This window comes from Paraburkholderia sp. MPAMCS5 (assembly GCF_036016995.1).
Taxonomy (GTDB): Bacteria; Pseudomonadota; Gammaproteobacteria; order Burkholderiales; family Burkholderiaceae; genus Paraburkholderia.
On the sequence record NZ_JAYXBK010000002.1, the window covers coordinates 508,893 to 526,622 of the forward strand.

At 63.0% G+C, this 17,730-nt stretch carries 13 protein-coding genes and 1 other RNA gene; 10 read left to right on the plus strand and 4 right to left on the minus strand.

The annotated features are described in order from the left end of the window. Positions 1-55: 55 nt before the first annotated feature. Genes VOM14_RS06440 through VOM14_RS06450 form a run of 3 tightly spaced genes read left to right on the plus strand, consistent with a single transcriptional unit; the run spans position 56 to position 4,936 of the window. A complete protein-coding gene (locus tag VOM14_RS06440) occupies positions 56-1,249 on the plus strand; it encodes an HlyD family secretion protein (protein ID WP_327627894.1) in 1,194 nt (397 codons plus the stop codon). A gap of 2 nt (positions 1,250-1,251) precedes the next feature. Next, entirely contained in the window at positions 1,252-3,354 is a 2,103-nt protein-coding gene (locus tag VOM14_RS06445; protein ID WP_327627895.1) for a peptidase domain-containing ABC transporter, read from the plus strand. Next, positions 3,347-4,936 (plus strand): TolC family outer membrane protein, encoded by a 1,590-nt coding sequence (locus VOM14_RS06450; protein ID WP_327627896.1) that lies wholly within the window; start codon positions 3,347-3,349, stop codon positions 4,934-4,936. The genes VOM14_RS06445 and VOM14_RS06450 overlap by 8 nt, the downstream gene beginning before the upstream one ends. Before the next feature lie 106 nt (positions 4,937-5,042). On the opposite strand, the gene ssrA is transcribed toward VOM14_RS06450, so the two are convergent. From ssrA to ompA, 4 genes are all read right to left on the minus strand, one after another. Beyond that, positions 5,043-5,412, minus strand: a transfer-messenger RNA (tmRNA) gene (ssrA, locus tag VOM14_RS06455). A gap of 118 nt (positions 5,413-5,530) precedes the next feature. Then, the gene (gph, locus tag VOM14_RS06460) at positions 5,531-6,244 is read right to left on the minus strand and encodes a phosphoglycolate phosphatase (protein WP_327627897.1); all 714 of its coding nucleotides are present in this window, start codon (positions 6,242-6,244) and stop codon (positions 5,531-5,533) included. A gap of 28 nt (positions 6,245-6,272) precedes the next feature. Beyond that, positions 6,273-6,971: a bifunctional 2-polyprenyl-6-hydroxyphenol methylase/3-demethylubiquinol 3-O-methyltransferase UbiG gene (gene ubiG, locus VOM14_RS06465; RefSeq protein WP_327627898.1), complete on the minus strand. Its 699-nt coding sequence runs from the start codon at positions 6,969-6,971 to the stop codon at positions 6,273-6,275. 195 nt (positions 6,972-7,166) lie between these two features. Further along, the gene (ompA, locus tag VOM14_RS06470) at positions 7,167-7,811 is read right to left on the minus strand and encodes an outer membrane protein OmpA (protein WP_327627899.1); all 645 of its coding nucleotides are present in this window, start codon (positions 7,809-7,811) and stop codon (positions 7,167-7,169) included. 473 nt (positions 7,812-8,284) lie between these two features. On the opposite strand from ompA, the gene gyrA reads away from it, so the two are divergent. The 7 genes from gyrA to aroA all read left to right on the plus strand — a co-directional run bounded on the left by gyrA (position 8,285) and on the right by aroA (position 17,727). Beyond that, complete coding sequence (gene gyrA / locus VOM14_RS06475) at positions 8,285-10,921, plus strand: DNA gyrase subunit A (protein WP_327627900.1); 2,637 nt, start codon at positions 8,285-8,287, stop codon at positions 10,919-10,921. 122 nt (positions 10,922-11,043) lie between these two features. Next, on the plus strand, positions 11,044-11,646 hold the full coding sequence (locus VOM14_RS06480) for a DUF2059 domain-containing protein (RefSeq protein ID WP_327627901.1): 603 nt from the start codon (positions 11,044-11,046) through the stop codon (positions 11,644-11,646). A gap of 337 nt (positions 11,647-11,983) precedes the next feature. After that, complete coding sequence (serC, locus tag VOM14_RS06485) at positions 11,984-13,066, plus strand: 3-phosphoserine/phosphohydroxythreonine transaminase (protein WP_327627902.1); 1,083 nt, start codon at positions 11,984-11,986, stop codon at positions 13,064-13,066. Between the two features lie 62 nt (positions 13,067-13,128). Next, a complete protein-coding gene (pheA, locus tag VOM14_RS06490; RefSeq protein ID WP_327627903.1) occupies positions 13,129-14,211 on the plus strand; it encodes a prephenate dehydratase in 1,083 nt (360 codons plus the stop codon). A gap of 85 nt (positions 14,212-14,296) precedes the next feature. Next, the gene (gene hisC, locus VOM14_RS06495; RefSeq protein WP_327627904.1) at positions 14,297-15,409 is read left to right on the plus strand and encodes a histidinol-phosphate transaminase; all 1,113 of its coding nucleotides are present in this window, start codon (positions 14,297-14,299) and stop codon (positions 15,407-15,409) included. A gap of 52 nt (positions 15,410-15,461) precedes the next feature. Next, on the plus strand, positions 15,462-16,403 hold the full coding sequence (locus VOM14_RS06500; protein ID WP_327627905.1) for a prephenate dehydrogenase: 942 nt from the start codon (positions 15,462-15,464) through the stop codon (positions 16,401-16,403). A 19-nt stretch (positions 16,404-16,422) separates the two neighbouring features. After that, entirely contained in the window at positions 16,423-17,727 is a 1,305-nt protein-coding gene (aroA, locus tag VOM14_RS06505) for a 3-phosphoshikimate 1-carboxyvinyltransferase (RefSeq protein WP_327627906.1), read from the plus strand. Positions 17,728-17,730: the final 3 nt, after the last annotated feature.

Sequence of the window (17,730 nt, forward strand, 5' to 3'; positions counted from 1 at the left end):
GTCGGGCTCGGACGAGCCACGGCGCGGCACCTCGCCATCCGGCAGCAACCCAGTTATGCAACCTACCCATCTTCCCCAATTCAGGGACGTTTCCTGGCGATGGCTTGCCTACGCCGCGTCCACGCTTATCATCGCCGCGGTCGTGTTCGCGTTCGTGCACGACGTCGAGTTGAAACAGGACGTGCGCGCGGAAATCGTGTCGCCGTCCGAAATCAAGGTTCAGGGACTGAGCGGCCTCGTCTCGGACATTTATGTCAGCGCGTCCGCGCACGTCGAACAGGGCGCGCCGCTCTTCCGGCTGGACCACGACCTTTCGCTCGCGAGCGATGGCCGGCAGCGTCCCGCGTTCGACGCCAACGCACGCGACGAGCAGATTCGCGCGACCGACGCGCAATACGCGCAGCGCAAGACCGATCTGACCGCGCAACTGGACGCCGCGCGTCTTGCCGCGCAAAGCCGTCGCGCGGAAATCCTGGCGCTCGGCGAGCAATTGGGCCAGAACGAGCAGTTCGCGGACGAAGCGCAGCACACGGTGACGCGCCTCGAATCGGTGTCGGACTACGTGACCGCAGACCGCATCGAGCAGGCGAGGGCGGTGACGCATCAGGCGAAGGTGTCGGTCGCGCAAAGCGCCGCGCGCCGTCAACAGTTGAATGCCGAACTTGGCGCCGCGCTGGGCACGCAAACCGGCCTCGGCGCACAGCTTGCCGAACTCGAGGCGCGTCATGCACGCGAGGTGCAGGACATTCGCATGCGCTTCGAGCAGACCCGCCAGGACGCGACCATTTCAGCGCCCAAGGCGGGCGTCGTGACCTTTTCCGGGCTGGTTCCCGGCCGCGTGCTGGCCGCGGACGACGTGGCGCTCGTCATTTCGACCGGAGAGAAAGGCCCGCTGCGCGCTGCGTTGCGCATTCCTTCGCGGCGGCGCGGCTTCGTCCGCGAGGGCCAGATCGTGCGGCTCAAGTTCGATGCGTTTCCCTACGCGAAATTCGGCAGCTACCCGGCGCGCATCGATTCGATTTCGCGCACCACCGTGCGATCGGGCATGTCGCCGGCGGGCGCTTCCGAGCCTCGCAGCACCGAGGGCGATTACATGGCGTGGGCCACACTCAGCGATAACCAGTTCAAGTTCGAAAAGCAGCGCTTCGACATCCTGCCCGGCATGGGCGCGACGGCGAGCATCGTGGTCGAGCGCCGCACCATCGCCGAATGGGTGCTCGCGCCGCTTTTCCGCGTGCTGCGAGGTTGACGATGCGGGCGATCTACCAGAACGAAGTCGCCGAATGCGGCTATGCGTGTCTTGCCATGGTGCTCACGCACTTCGGCCGCGCGATCGAAGTGCGTGAATTGCAGGCTTTCCGGCCAATCTCTGCCAATGGCCTGACGCTGATGGACCTGTACGACGTCGCGGTCGAATTCGGTCTCGCCGTGGAGGCTTACCGTTTCGGCGCCGGGGATCTGTCGGGAATCAAGCGCGGTTCGATCCTGCATTTCGGCGGCGCGCATTTCGTGGTCTTCGAAAAATGCGGGCGCGGCTATGTGCAGGTTATCGATCCGGCGTCCGGCCGGCGGCGCATTTCCATGGACACGTTCATCACGAACGTGTCCGGCTATCTGCTGCAATGCGCGCCGACGCCGGCCATGCCGCGCGTGCAGCGCAAATCCCGTGTGCCGGGAGCGCTCGTCCGCGTGCGTGCGCTCAATCCGCAACTGCGGGCGCAGATCGGCAAGGTGATGTTCGTCGCGCTCGGCAGCCAGTTCGCGATTCTCGCCATGCCGTACCTCGGCAATCTGTTGCTCGACCATGTTGTCGCCGCCGATAACCTCAACCTGCTCAACGTCCTCGTGCTGACGTTCGCGGCCATCTTCGCGGTCGGCGCATTGAGCCAGTACGTCCAGACCTATCTCGTCGAACTGCTGCACGGGTTCGTGCAGATGAACATGACCGAGGGAATCGTCGCGCAACTGTTGCGCAATCCGATACCGTACTTCGAGAAGCGCCACGTCGGCGACCTGTTCGCGCGCGTGAAGGCGCAGGACGAGATCAGCGCCTTCACCACGCGGACCACGATTTCGGCGGGCATCGACCTCGCCGTGGGCATGTTCGCCTTGGCGTTGATGCTCGTGCAAAGCCGCCAGCTCACGCTCATTGCACTGCTGATCTTCATGGTCTACGTGGCCGTGTCGTTCGCGCTCTTTGCGCGCATGCGCGATACGCACGCGCTCGTGCTGGAAGAGTCGGCGCGCTGCGACGACACGCTGATCGAAACCATTCGCGCGGCTTCGCTCATCAAGCTGTCGCAGGGCGAGACCCGGCGCACCGCGCTGTTCATGACGAAATATCGCGCGTTTATCGCGGCGCTCGTGCAGAACAGCCGCCTGAGCAGCGCGCGCGACGCGATTCTGAAGCTGGTCGATTACGCGGACATGATCGTCGTGAGCTGGTTTGCCGCGCGCCTGATGCTGGCCGGCACGATTTCCGTGGGCGTGTTCTATTCGTTTCTGATCTACAAGTCGTTGCTGTCCGAGCGCTTTGCACGAGCCGTCAATGCGGCCTTCGAATACTTCATGCTGAGCGTTCCCGTGGCGCGCGTGGCCGACATCGTCGATTGCGAAGGGGAGCGGTACACGCCGCCCGCCGAGATGCATAAGGCCGTCGAGGTGCGAACCTTCGAACGCATCGACGTGCGAGGCGTCACGTTCCGTTATGGCGTTTCCGATCAACCGGTGCTGAAAGACGCGAACATCGTCATTCGCCGGGGCGACAAGATCGTGATCACCGGTGCGTCGGGAACCGGCAAGTCGACGCTCTTCAAACTGCTCGCGGCCGCAGAGCCTTTGCAGGAAGGCGAAATCATGCTGAACGGCATTGCGTGGCCCAACCTCAGCGTCGACGAAATCCGCCGCCACGCGGTTCATATGCGGCAAGGCGATCTGATCCTGCACGGCTCGATTGCCGACAACGTATCGCTTTTTTCGGGCAATACCGACGAAGCGCGAGTCCACGCATTGCTTGCCGACGTCGGTTTGCTGCCCGACGTCATGCGCCTGCCGATGCGCACGCGCACTGTGATTAGCGACACGATCGCGAATATTTCCGCCGGTCAGCGGCAACGTCTGCTGCTTGCGCGCGCGTTGTATCAGCAGCGCGAATTGCTGTTGCTCGACGAGCCGACATCCAATCTCGATCCGGCGTCCGTGCGGCATGTCGTCGATCTGCTGCTGCGTCTTCAGCGCACGGTGGTGGTGATCACGCACGACATGTCGCTCGCTTCGGCGTTCGGCACGCGATACCGGTTGGTCGATGGCCAGTTGCGATGCGTGGCGCGCGAAGGAGTAGCGGTGAATGACTAAGCGCACGGTAGCAGGCGCGCTCTTCGTGTTCGCCAGCGTGGCTTATGCGGGCGCGGCGGCGTCGGCCGATTTGCTCACTGTCGTCGAGCAGAGCGCCGATCATGACGCGAATCTCGCGGCGTTTCGCGCGGGTTCGAGAGCCGCGCGCGAGGCGGTGCCGAAGGCCCGGGCGGCGCTGCTGCCGCAACTGGGCGGCGGCTGGGGGCGCGCGTACAACAGCACGGTGACACAGGGCCTTCCACATACCCGCTATTGGCAGAACGGTTGGACGGTGGCGCTGACGCAGCCTGTCTTCGACTGGAGCAAATGGACCGCCTATAAGCAGGCGGATTTCGTTGAGGCGCGCGGCGCGGTGGAGTTCGCGCGCGTGCAGCAATCGACCGTGCTCGGAGCCGTGCAGGCGTACTTCGACGAACTCGCCACCGAAGACGAACTGACGCGCGCCAACGACTATGCAGCGGCGCTGGATTTGCATCTGGACGAAGTGCGTCGCCGGCGGCGGGCGGGCGAGGCCACGGTGATCGACGTGCAGGAAGCCGAGGCGGCGCGCGAACAGGCGCAGTCGCAACAACTCGATGCACGCGACGACTTGCAGTTGAAGCGACTCGCGCTGGAGCACCTGACGGGACAACCGTTTTCCGGACTTTCGCGACTGTCGGACGCAGCCGCCATGCCGGGGCTGGAGCCCGACGACATGCAGAGCTGGGCCGCGCAAGCCGAGGCCCACGACTACGCGGTGCAACTGCGGCAGATCGACCGGCGCATCGCGGAACTCGAGGTCGAGAAGGCTCGCGCGGCGCGCTTACCGGTGGTGAATCTGACGGCGAGCCATACGCCGGCCGGAGCCGCGTCCGGCTACTTTCGTCCGACGACGACCACCACGGCGATGTTGTCGGTGACCATTCCCATTTTCGACGGCGGCGCCACGAGCGCGACCGTCGACGAAAAGCTCGCGCTCCAGGATCAGGCCCAAGACCAACTGATGGCCGCGACGCGTTCCGCCGGGGCGAGCGCGCGGGAGTATTGGTCGCGTTTGCGTGGCGGCGGCGCGCGCGTCGAATTGCTCTCGCGGCTCGTGCAGAGTTCGCGCGCCGCGCTGGATGCGACGCGGGTCGGCTACCGGGTCGGCAGTCGCGCGAGCACGGATGTGCTGCGGGCGTCGGAGGCCTTCTTCGCGGCGCGCCGCGATCTGATTCGGGCGCGCTATGCCACTGTCGTCGCGCTGCTTCAGCTTAAGGCGGCAACGGCAAGCTTGAATGTCGAGGAGGTGGCGCGCGTGAATCAATTGATGGTGGGCGCGGCAGGTCTGGCGGTGGCTCAGGATGACGCGCCGCGCGAGGCGACCGGCGGAAATGTGCAACCGTCGCAGGTTGCGATGCAGGCGCCGCGCGCGACGGGTGACGAGGCGGTGCGGCAGATGGCGAGCGGCGCGGAGGTGAGGCAGACGCCTGCTCCTGTCGAAGTGCCGCGGGTGGCCGCCCGTCTCGACGCACAACAGCGGGTGGCCGTCGAAAACGTCCAACCGGCCGCGACCATCGACGCCGCCGTGCAGCGGGCATTGGCGTCGATCCGCCAGCCGTGATCGCCAGGGCGAGCTACCGCACCGTTGATTCAAAGACAAAAAACCCCGACAGGCCGAAGCCTTCGGGGTTTTTGCTATGGCATTGCCGATTTCCTGCAAGGTGTTGTGGTGGAGGCGGCGGGAATCGAACCCGCGTCCAGAAGCACTCTACGACCAGTTCTACATGTTTAGTTCTGTCTTTTGATTTAACCGTAGTGACGCGGACGAACACGCTGCACGACGGCGATTCACTAGATTTTCGACCCGGACGTCGTGACTCCGCCAAGGCTTAACTGACGTATATGACCTCTGTCGGTATTGCTACCGGTCTTGCGACACTAGCCCGTCAGTGAACTAGGCAGAGGACGGCGGCCCTTAGGCTGCCAGTGCGAACGTATCGTCGTTTGCAGTTACGTTTTTCCCATTGATTAACGAGGTGACGGGTCCTCGACATGCCCTAGCCGCTTCGCAACCCCTGTCGAAACCAGGTCGCCCCCACGGTTCGTTGCTCGTAACTCCGAGCCAAAGTAGATTTTACAATAAATCGACGACCGCGTCGTGGCTCGTTGACGCTGTCGTTGTGGTGGTTCGTCGAGCAAACCGTTCACGTTAAACCTAGCCGATGTCGCGCAGCAGGGTCTGCAACTCGGCCGTGGAGTGGACGACATGCTGCGCGTGCCATCGCGTCGGCGGAATGTCGTCGCCGCAATAGCCGTATGCCGCGGCCACCGTCTTCATGCCGGCGGCAAAGCCCGCTTGTACGTCGCGCAGGTCGTCGCCGATATAGACGATGCGTTCCGGCGCAACATCCAGTTCACGCGCCGCGTGCAGCAAGGGTGCCGGGTGAGGCTTCGAATGCGGAGTCGTGTCGCCGCTTACTACGCAGCCCGCGCGCTCTTCCAGACCGAGTTGCGCGACGAGCGGTTCTGTGAGCCGCGCGACCTTGTTTGTGACGATGCCCCAGCGCACGCCGCGCGCGTCAAGCTCGTCGAGCAATTCCGGGATGCCGGGAAACAGCGTGGTCTCGATGCAAAGGTCCGCTTCGTAGTTGGCGAGGAATTCCTCGCGCATCGACGCGAACTCGTGATTGTCCGGCCCGATGCCGAATGCTCCGCAAATCAGCCCGCGCGCGCCCGCCGATGCAAGCGGCCGCAGCTTGTCGAGCGGGACCATGTCGAGTCCGCGGTCGTGGCGCATCTTGTTGACCGCGGCGGCGAGGTCGGGCGCCGTGTCGGCCAGCGTGCCGTCCAGATCGAACAGCACGGCTTGGCAAAGACCGAGTGCGTCTTCGTTGTCTTCGCGTTGGGGCAGGGGCGTGGGATCGCTCATTGATTCGATGTGTCGGCGGGTCGGGCGCTCAGGCGTCGCGGCGGCAGGCGAGCATATAGTTCACACTCGTGTCGGCGGACAGCGCGAAGTGCTTGCTGAGCGGATGGTAGACGATACCTTTGATGTCGGCCGTGCGCAGCCCCGCCGCGCGCACGAAACCAGCGAGTTCCGACGGCCGGATGAAGCGCGCGTAGTCGTGCGTGCCCTTGGGCAGCATCCGCGCGACGTATTCGGCGCCGATCACGGCGAACAGATACGACTTCACGTTGCGGTTGAGCGTGGAAAAGAACACCCAGCCGCCGGGCTTGACCAGCGTCTTGCACGCCTCGACGATCGCGGCTGGCTGAGGTACGTGTTCGAGCATTTCCATACACGTCACGACGTCGTAAGTGCCGGGTTCGCGCGCAGCGAGCGCTTCGGCGGCGATTTCCTCGTAACTAACGGTTACACCACTTTCAAGGCTGTGAAGATCCGCAACACCGAGCGCCTGGCTCGACAGGTCAATGCCTTTGACGTGGGCGCCCAGACTTGCCATGGATTCTGACAGGATGCCGCCGCCGCAACCGATGTCCAGCACGTGCTTGCCCGCGAGATGAGCGTGCGCGTCTATCCAGTTGAGACGAACCGGGTTGAGTTCGTGCAGCGGTTTGAATTCGGCGTTCGGGTCCCACCAGCGATGTGCGAGGTCGCTGAACTTTTGCAATTCGTGGGGATCGGCGTTGGTCATGGCGAAGCTGCCTCGATGAGAGCGGCGAGCGGGCGCTCGAGGATAAACCCGGAGTATATAGGCGAGGAGCCGGGGCAGCAAAATGCCGGCCGCGAACGAGGGTAGCGCGGCGCGCGCACTGTGAGACCGCGAGGGTTCGCCAGGCAATAAAAAAGCCCCGCCGAAGCGGGGCTTTCGTACTGCGGTATTTGTAGCTTACTGCTTCGAAGTACCGACAACTTCCACTTCCACGCGGCGATCCGGTGCCAGGCAGGAGATGAGTTGCTTGCGGTTCTTCTGGTTGCAGCCGGTCGTGACCGGGTTGCGCTTGCCCTTGCCTTCTGTGTAGACGCGGTTGGATTCGATGCCCTTGCTGACCAGATATGCCTTCACAGCTTGAGCACGACGCAGCGACAGACGGTCGTTGTACTTGTCCGAACCGATGCGGTCGGTGTAACCCGTTGCCACGACGACTTCCAGGTTCAGGCCTTGGATCTTCGATGCCAGATCGTTCAGCTTTTCCTTGCCAGCCGGCTTCAGGATTGCCTTGTCGAAGTCGAACAGTGCGTCAGCCTGGTACGTGATCTTCTGGCTGGTGATAGCCGGTGCCGCTGGGACCGGTGCCGGCGGCGTCGGAGCCTGGGCAACCAGTGCGCCGTCGCACTTTGCGTTGGCCGTTGCCGGCGTCCAGAATGCATCGCGCCAGCAAAGCTCGTTCGTGCCGTTCATCCACACGTATTCGCCAGTACCATTCACCCAGTTGTCATTGGTAGCTTGTCGCGACGCCGGCACCTGTGCCATGGCGGATGCAGCCATAACTGCGGTAGCTGCAATGAACGCGAGCTTTGAAAGTTTATTCATATTTCTCCTCTCGAAATTGAGATTACCGCAGGTTTACTGCGAGCCTGTTGACGAAGACAAGTCATACATTGCTCGAAGTATAACATTGGTGCGGAACAAAAAACGCGTGTGTAGACTTCGAGCAGTGTCTAACTCTTTGTGCGTTGGCATTTTGCCATATCGTTCCCTTCCGACGATAAAAAAATCCGCCCCCGATCAAATCCCCCGCCAATTGTGGTGCATGCGCAACAGAAACAATCGCCCGGAGTGTCCCGCCAGTCATGGCTGAGCGGCAAATCGGCCCACGCATTAATCGAGCCTGATCCGGTTCGAATCGGGGCGCGTCAGGCGTTTCGCGCGCCCTACTAATAGGTGTACGTCGCGCCGTCGGGCCCGGATTCGGGGCATGTTAGAATCGCGTGATGCGTTGCGCCTGCAATGCTTACGCGAGGGCGCCGTTGTCCGGTCGCCGTCGCACGTAAAAGATACGGATAATGGATCAATTCGCCAAAGAGACTCTGCCAATCTCCCTAGAGGAGGAAATGCGCCGTTCGTATCTCGATTACGCGATGAGCGTGATCGTAGGGCGTGCGCTTCCCGATGTTCGCGACGGCCTGAAGCCCGTGCACCGGCGGGTGCTGTACGCCATGCACGAGCTGAATAACGACTGGAACCGCGCGTACAAGAAGTCGGCGCGTATTGTCGGCGACGTCATCGGTAAGTACCACCCGCACGGCGACACGGCTGTATACGACACCATCGTCCGGATGGCGCAGGACTTTTCGCTGCGCTACATGCTGGTGGACGGTCAGGGCAATTTCGGTTCGGTCGACGGCGACAATGCCGCGGCCATGCGTTACACCGAAATCCGCATGGCGAAGATCGGTCACGAACTGCTGGCCGACATCGACAAAGAAACAGTCGACTTCACGCCCAACTACGACGGCAGCGAGAACGAGCCGGCCATCCTGCCGGCGCGCATTCCGAATCTGCTGATCAATGGCTCGTCCGGTATCGCGGTCGGCATGGCGACCAACATTCCGCCGCACAACCTGAACGAGGTTGTCGACGCGTGCCAGCATCTGCTCAAGAACCCTGAAGCCTCGATCGACGAACTGATCGAGATCATTCCGGCGCCTGATTTCCCCACCGCCGGCATCATCTACGGCGTGGCCGGCGTGCGCGACGGCTATCGCACGGGACGCGGCCGCGTGGTGATGCGCGCGCTCACGCACTTCGAGGAAATCGATCGCGGTCAGCGCATGGCGATCATCGTCGACGAATTGCCGTATCAGGTGAACAAGCGCTCGTTGCTGGAGCGTATCGCCGAGCTGGTCAACGAGAAAAAGCTCGAAGGCATTTCCGATATCCGCGACGAGTCCGACAAGAGCGGCATGCGTGTCGTGATCGAGCTGAAGCGCGGCGAAGTGCCGGAAGTCGTTCTCAACAATCTGTACAAGGCGACTCAGCTTCAGGATACCTTCGGCATGAACATGGTCGCGCTCGTCGACGGCCAGCCGAAGCTGCTGAACCTGAAGGAAATGCTGTCGTGCTTCCTGTCGCATCGCCGGGAAGTGCTGACGCGGCGCACTGTATACGAACTGCGCAAGGCGCGCGAACGCGGCCACGTGCTCGAAGGTCTGGCGGTCGCGCTCGCGAACATCGACGAGTTCATCTCAATCATCAAGGCCGCGCCGACTCCGCCAATTGCGAAGCAGGAATTGATGGCGCGTCCGTGGGATTCGTCGCTGGTGCGCGAAATGTTGTCCCGTGCCGAGACGGAAAACGCGACGGCGGGCGGTCGCGAAGCTTATCGTCCTGACGGACTGAACCCGTCCTTCGGTATGCAGGCCGACGGCCTCTACCGTTTGTCCGACACTCAGGCTCAGGAAATCCTGCAGATGCGTCTGCAGCGCCTCACCGGTCTGGAGCAGGACAAGATCATCGGCGAGTACCGCGACGTGATGGCGCAAATCGCCGACCTGCTGGATATTCTGGCTCGCCCGGAACGCATTACGGCGATCATCGTCGACGAACTCACGTCGATCAAAGCCGAATTCGGCGACGCGCGCCGTTCGAAGATCGAGCTGAACGCCACCGAACTGAACACCGAAGATCTGATCACGCCGCAGGAGATGGTCGTGACCATGTCGCACGCGGGTTACGTGAAATCGCAGCCGTTGTCCGAATATCGCGCCCAGAAGCGCGGAGGTCGCGGCAAACAGGCGACTTCCATGAAGGAAGACGACTGGATCGACACGCTTTTCATTGCGAACACCCACGACCACATTCTGTGCTTCTCCAACCGTGGCCGCGTGTATTGGGTCAAGGTCTACGAAGTGCCGCAAGGCTCGCGGAACTCGCGCGGCCGCCCGATCGTCAACATGTTCCCGTTGCAGGATGGCGAAAAGATCACGGTCGTCCTGCCGGTCAAGGAATTTTCCGCGGACAAGTTCGTGTTCATGGCAACCGCGTTAGGAACGGTAAAGAAGACGCCGCTTGAAGCCTTCAGCCGGCCATTGCGCAAGGGTATTATTGCGGTCGGTCTGGATGACGGCGACTACCTGATCGGCGCCGCGATCACCGACGGTCAGCACGACGTGATGCTGTTCTCGGATTCTGGTAAGGCAGTGCGCTTCGACGAGAACGACGTCCGGCCCATGGGCCGTGAGGCGCGCGGCGTGCGCGGCATGCAGCTCGAAGACGGCCAGAACGTGATCGCATTGCTGGTGGCGGGCGACGAGCAGCAGTCGGTGCTGACCGCAACGGAAAACGGCTTCGGCAAGCGCACGCCGATTACCGAGTACACCCGTCACGGCCGCGGCACCAAGGGCATGATTGCGATCCAGACGTCCGAGCGTAACGGCAAGGTCGTCGCCGCCACGCTGGTCGATCCGGAAGCGCAGATCATGCTGATCACCAATACGGGGGTTCTGATCCGTACCCGCGTGTCGGAAATTCGGGAAATGGGCCGTGCAACTCAAGGTGTTACACTCATCAGCCTTGACGAAGGGACCAAGCTGTCAGGTCTGCAACAGGTTGCCGAGGCGGAAGCGGAGGGTGATGTGGAAGGCGACGCCGAAGGTCCCGCCGAAGATGTGAACGGCGGCGAAGACGGCGGCGCGGCCTGATCCGCATCGCGGCATTCACGCCTCGTAACCGGTTGAAAGCCGCGCAGGAAATAACGGCGTGTCGGGCCGACACGCATTCCGCGCGGCTCGCAGTTCAAGTTAATTTCTATTAGGGAGTGATGATGCAGAAACGATTCAAACAACTGGCGTTGCTGGCTGCCCTCGTGCCGACCTTTGCCATGGCTCAAGCCCTTCAGAGCCAGGCTCCGTCGGCGCCGGCTGCTGCCGCGGCACCGGTTGATCCGGCCAAGCAGGCTGCCATCAAGGACCTCCTGGACGCAATCGACGCGCAGAAGCTCGTCGGCGCAATCGGCAATAGTGCGCAAATGCAAGCCAAGCAGCTGGTGCCGGCTATCCTGTCGGACGCGCTGAGCGAAAACAAGACGATGACGGACAAGCAGAAGCAGGCTTCCGTCCCGGCGCTGCAAAAGAACGCAGTGCCGAAGCTGGTTGACGGCGCAGGCCAGGTGTTCGCAACGGACGGTTTCCGCCAGGACGCCATGCAAGCTCAGTACGACGCCTACGCGAAGTACTACAGCACGTCGGAAATCAAGGATCTGACCACGTTCTACAAGAGCCCGACCGGCCGCAAGTTCATTCAGGTGCAAGACCAGGTTGGCCGCGACGTCGTCAACGGCTTGATGCAGAAGTACATGCCGCAATCGATCAAGGCAACGCGTGACCAGGCCGACAAGGAAGTCGCTTCGGTCAAGCCGGCTAAGTAATACCTCACCATACGACCTGACCATAAGACCTGACCAGGGCTTGAGGCGAAAGCCTCGCTGACAGGTGCCTCGCGCGCCCGACTCAGGGCGCCGGGTTTGGCGGGTTGGCGGTGACAATGCGATAATGGCCGTTTGCGCGTGTGCGCGAACGGCCATTATTTTTTCGACGCCAAATGGTCGATGTGGCGACAGTTTTATCAGCCCGCACACTCGGTCGGCGTGGGCAGTTTCCCTCGGTTAAATGCCGTAGTCCGTTTCCGGCAGGTTGTTTTCGCGGCGGCCATTTCGCCGACTTTTGCGCGATCTTTCGTTTTCGCGCCGCTTTCAGGATCTCACGATGCGCGTCTTTAATTTCTCCGCCGGCCCCGCGGCCATGCCCGAAGAAGTGCTGCGTCAGGCAGCCGACGAGATGCTCAACTGGCAAGGCAGTGGCATGAGCGTGATGGAAATGAGCCATCGCGGGAAAGAATTCATGTCGATTCACGAGGAAGCGCTCGTCGATCTGCGCGACTTGCTGGCCGTGCCCGCGAGTCATCGCATTCTGTTCCTGCAAGGCGGTGGTCTCGGCGAAAACGCAATCGTGCCGATGAACCTGCTCGGCGCCAAGCCGCGCGCCGATTTCGTCGTTACCGGATCGTGGTCGCAAAAGTCGTTCAAGGAAGCGCAAAAATACGGCACGGTGCATCTTGCCGCAAGCGGCCAGACGCCAGAGGGTTTCACGCGCGCGCCCGCGTTTTCCGAATGGCAACTGTCGGACGATCCCGCCTACGTGCACCTATGCACGAACGAGACGATTCACGGCGTCGAGACGTTCGAGATTCCTGACCTCGGCAATATTCCGCTGGTGGCCGACGCGTCGTCGCACATTCTGTCGCGTCCCATGGACATCGCCAAATACGGCGTGCTGTTCGGTGGCGCGCAGAAGAATATCGGCATGGCGGGCGTCACGGTCGTGATCGTGCGCGAGGACATGCTGGACCGCGCGCTGGCTATTTGCCCGTCGGCGTTCGAATGGAAGACCGTCGCCGAAAATAATTCGATGTACAACACGCCGCCCACGTATGCGATCTACATCGCGGGGCTGGTGTTCAAGTGGTTGAAAAAGCAGGGCGGCCTGGCTGCGATCGAAGCGCGTAACCTCGAAAAGTCGAAGCTGTTGTACGACGCGATCGACTCGAGCAGCTTCTATCTGAACAAGGTCGAGCGCGGCTCGCGCTCGCGGATGAACGTACCGTTTTTCCTCGCCGACGAGTCGCGCAACGAAGATTTCCTGGCCGGCGCGAAAGCGCGGGGAATGGTGCAGCTAAAGGGCCACAAGTCCGTCGGCGGCATGCGGGCGTCGATTTATAACGCCGTCCCGCTCGAAGGCGTCAAAGCGCTTGTCGAATACATGAAGGAATTCGAACAGCGCAGTGCCTGAGTGCTTCGGCATTCGGCCCGCGCATCCTTTCCAGCAGTTACCCGGCAGGACCGTTTTCACGCATGGACGACGAACTCAATACTCGACTCAAACCTCTTCGCGAACGCATCGACGCGCTCGACGCGCAGTTGATCGCGCTCCTCAATCAGCGCGCCGCGGTGGCGCTGGAAGTGGGCGAGGTCAAGAAGCATTTCAACGCGCCGGTGTTCCGTCCCGAGCGCGAACAGCAGGTGATCGCGCGTTTGCAGGACATGAGCGAAGGGCCGCTCGCGAGCGAGCACATTAGCGCGATCTGGCGCGAGATCATGGCGGCGAGCCGCGCGCTCGAGAAAACCATCAAGGCAGCCTATCTCGGGCCGGTCGGCACCTACAGCGAACAGGCCATGCACGAGTACTTCGGCCAGTCGATCGAAGGACTGCCGTGTCCGTCGATCGACGAAGTATTCCGTTCGGTCGAAGCGGGCGCTGCCGAATTCGGCGTCGTGCCGGTCGAGAACTCGACCGAAGGCGCGGTGTCGCGCACGCTGGACCTGCTGTTGCAAACGCAACTGACCATCGGCGGCGAGCTGGCCCTGCCGATTCATCACAATCTGCTGACGCTGAACGGCGGGCTCACGGGAGTGACACGCGTTTGCGCGCACGCGCAGGCGCTCGCGCAATGTCAGCGCTGGCTCGCGACCAACGCACCGCACCTGGAGCGCCAGGCCGTGTCGAGCAACGCCGAGGCGGCGCGCATGGCAGCGGAAGATCCGACCGTTGCGGCGATCGCCGGCGACCGCGCCGCGACGCACTACGGCCTGCAAGTCGCCTACGCGCTGATCCAGGACGACCCGCATAACCGCACGCGCTTTGTGATGATCGGCAAGGAGCGCACCGGCGCGAGCGGCCATGACCAGACGTCGCTGATCGTGTCGGTGCCGAACGAGCCGGGCGCCGTGTTCAAGCTGCTGGAGCCGCTCGCGCGCCATAGCGTCTCCATGACCCGTTTCGAGTCGCGTCCCGCGCGCGTGGGCACGTGGGAGTACAACTTCTATATCGACGTCGAAGGACATCGGGACGATCCGGCAGTGGCCGCCGCGCTGACCGAACTCGGCGAGAAGGCCGCATTCCTGAAAATTCTGGGCTCGTATCCGCGTGCGCGCTGACCGGCATCGCACGGCGAGCCGACGTCATTCAAACCGTGCGCCGGCGCATCAGCCGCGACTTTTCTAATAATCGTTCGGAGATTTCATGACAACGTCCTTCGGTCCTTCTTACGTGCGCGCCATTGCGCCCTATATCGCCGGAAAGCCGATTTCGGAGGTGGCGCGCGAGTTCGGGCTGCAGGAAGCGAACATCGTGAAACTGGCGTCGAACGAAAATCCGCTCGGCATGCCCGAATCGGCGCAACGCGCCATGGCGCAAGCCGCGAGCGAGCTGGGCCGCTATCCGGATGCGAACGCGTTCGAGCTGAAGGCCGCGTTGAGTGCGCGCTACGGTGTGCCGTCCGACTGGATCACGCTTGGCAACGGCAGCAACGACATTCTCGAAATCGCCGCGCATGCGTTCGTCGAGAAAGGGCAGTCCATTGTCTACGCGCAGTACTCGTTCGCGGTGTACGCGCTGGCCACGCAAGGCTTGGGCGCACGCGCGATCGTCGTGCCGGCTGTGAAGTACGGCCACGATCTGGAAGCCATGCTGGCCGCGATCACCGACGACACGCGCCTCGTTTTCGTCGCTAATCCGAATAATCCGACCGGCACGTTCATCGAAGGCCCGAAACTCGAAGCGTTTCTCGACAAAGTGCCGCGCCATGTCGTCGTCGTGCTGGACGAGGCGTACACGGAATATCTGCCGGCCGACAAGCGCTATGACTCGATCGAGTGGGTGCGCCGCTACCCGAATCTGCTGGTGTCGCGAACCTTTTCGAAGGCGTTCGGCCTCGCGGGCTTGCGCGTCGGCTTCGCGATTGCGCAGCCACAATTGACCGATCTTTTGAACCGTCTGCGTCAGCCGTTCAATGTGAACACGCTCGCGCAAGCGGCCGCCATTGCGGCGCTCAACGACCAGGCGTTTCTGGAAAAGAGCGCGGCGCTGAACGCACAGGGCTATCGCCGTCTGACCGAAGCGTTCGAGAAGCTCGGCCTCGAATACGTGCCGTCGAACGGCAACTTCGTGCTGGTGCGCGTGGGCAACGACGACGCGGCGGGCAATCGCGTGAATCTCGAATTGCTGAAAGAGGGCGTGATCGTGCGCCCGGTCGGCAATTACGGATTGCCGCAGTGGCTGCGCGTGACCATCGGGCTGCCGGAAGAAAACGAAGCGTTCATCGCGGCGCTCGAAAAAACTCTCGCCGCCGTCTAAGCGGCGATTTTTGACCCGCGCGCTTCATCGAGATGAAAAGCGCGCTTTTTGTGTGACCGACGTGGCCGCGTTCTCTTTTAACAAACTGGTGATTTTCGGTGTCGGCCTGATCGGCGGATCGCTCGCGCGCGCGCTGCGTGAGCGTGGCGAAGCGGACGGGGCGCGCACCGTGGTCGGTGTCGGCCGTTCGGCTGCGTCGAGCGCCCGCGCGCTGGAACTCGGCGTGATCGACAGCGCCGCGCCCCTGAACGACGACGCTGCGTTGCGCGTTGCGCTGGCAGGCGCCGACGTCGTGCTGCTCGCGGCGCCCGTCGCTCAGACCCAACCTCTGCTCGAACGCATCGCGCCGTTTCTCGACGCGAACACCATCGTGACCGATGCCGGCAGCACCAAGTCCGACGTGGTCGCCGCCGCGCGCGCCGCGCTCGGCGCGCGGATCGGCCAGTTCGTGCCCGGGCATCCGATTGCCGGGCGCGAGGCAAGCGGCGTCGAGGCCGCGTTGCCCGATCTTTATATCGGCCGCAATGTCGTGTTGTGTCCATTGCGGGAAAATGCACCGCAGGCAGTTGAACGCATCGCGGCCATGTGGCGCGCGAGCGGCGCGCTCGTGCGGGAGATGGCGCCGGACCAGCACGATCGCGTGTTCGCGTCTGTCAGCCATTTGCCACATGTGTTGTCGTTCGCGCTCGTCGAACAGATTCTCAATTCACCCGACGCCGCGCTGAAATTCTCCTTCGCCGCGGGTGGCTTCCGCGACTTCACGCGCATTGCCGCGTCGAGCCCGGAGATGTGGCGCGACGTCTGCGTCGCGAATCGCGCGGCGCTGCTCGACGAACTCGACGACTACACGGCGGTGCTCGCGCGGCTGCGCACGGCCATTGAAGCCGGCGACGGCGCGGCGCTCGAAGCCGTGTTCGCGCGCTCGCGCGTGGCGCGCAGCGAGTGGCAGGAACAGCGCGCTGCCGGCGTCGCGCAGAGCGACGCGTCCAAATAACCGGAAACTGGACTCAATCATGGAATTCCTCGATCTCGGACCATTTTCTCGTGCGTCCGGCACGGTTCGTCTGCCTGGCTCCAAGAGCATTTCGAACCGGGTGCTGCTGCTGGCGGCGCTCGCCGAGGGCGAAACGACGATCACGAACCTGCTCGATTCCGACGACACCCGCGTGATGCTCGACGCGCTCGAAAAGCTCGGCGTGCGTCTGAAGCGCGAGGGCGACACCTGCGTCGTGACCGGCACGCGCGGCGCGTTCACCGCGCGCACGGCCGATCTGTTCCTCGGCAACGCCGGCACGGCCGTTCGTCCGCTGACGGCAGCGCTCGCCGTGAACGGCGGCAATTACCGGATTCACGGCGTGCCGCGTATGCACGAGCGGCCGATTGGCGATCTGGTCGATGGCTTGCGGCAGATCGGCGCGCGGGTCGACTACGAAGAGAACGAAGGCTATCCGCCGCTGCGAATCCGGCCGGGCCAGATCAATGCCGACGCGCCGATCACCGTGCGCGGCGACGTGTCGAGCCAGTTCCTGACCTCGCTTCTGATGACCCTGCCGCTTCTGCGCACCGCAAGCGGCGTGAGTACCGTGCAGGTGGACGGCGAGCTGATCTCGAAACCCTATATCGAGATCACGATCAAGCTCATGGCGCGCTTCGGCATCAAGGTCGAGCGCAACGGCTGGCATCAGTTCGTCGTGCCAGCGGGGCAGCGCTATCAGTCGCCGGGCACGATCATGGTGGAAGGCGACGCCTCGTCGGCGTCGTATTTCCTGGCCGCGGGCGCGCTCGGCGGCGGGCCGCTGAAAGTGGAAGGCGTGGGCCGCGCGAGCATTCAGGGCGACGTCGGCTTCGCGGACGCGCTCATCAAGATGGGCGCGAACCTGCAAATGGGCGACGACTGGATCGAGGTGCGCGGCGTCGGCAACGACCACGGCAAGCTCGACCCGATCGACATGGACTTCAACCTGATTCCCGATGCGGCGATGACGATCGCCGTCGCCGCGCTGTTCGCGGACGGCACGACCACGCTGCGCAATATCGCAAGCTGGCGCGTGAAGGAAACCGACCGGATCGCGGCCATGGCCACGGAACTCCGCAAGGTCGGCGCGAAGGTGCAGGAGGGCGAGGATTTCCTCGTCGTCACGCCGCCGGAGAAGCTGATTGCCAACGCCGCCATCGACACCTACGACGACCACCGCATGGCTATGTGTTTTTCACTCGTGAGCCTTGGCGGCGTGCCGATCCGGATCAACGACCCGAAGTGCGTCGGCAAGACATTTCCCGATTATTTCGAGCGCTTCACGGCGCTCGCCCAACCCTGATTC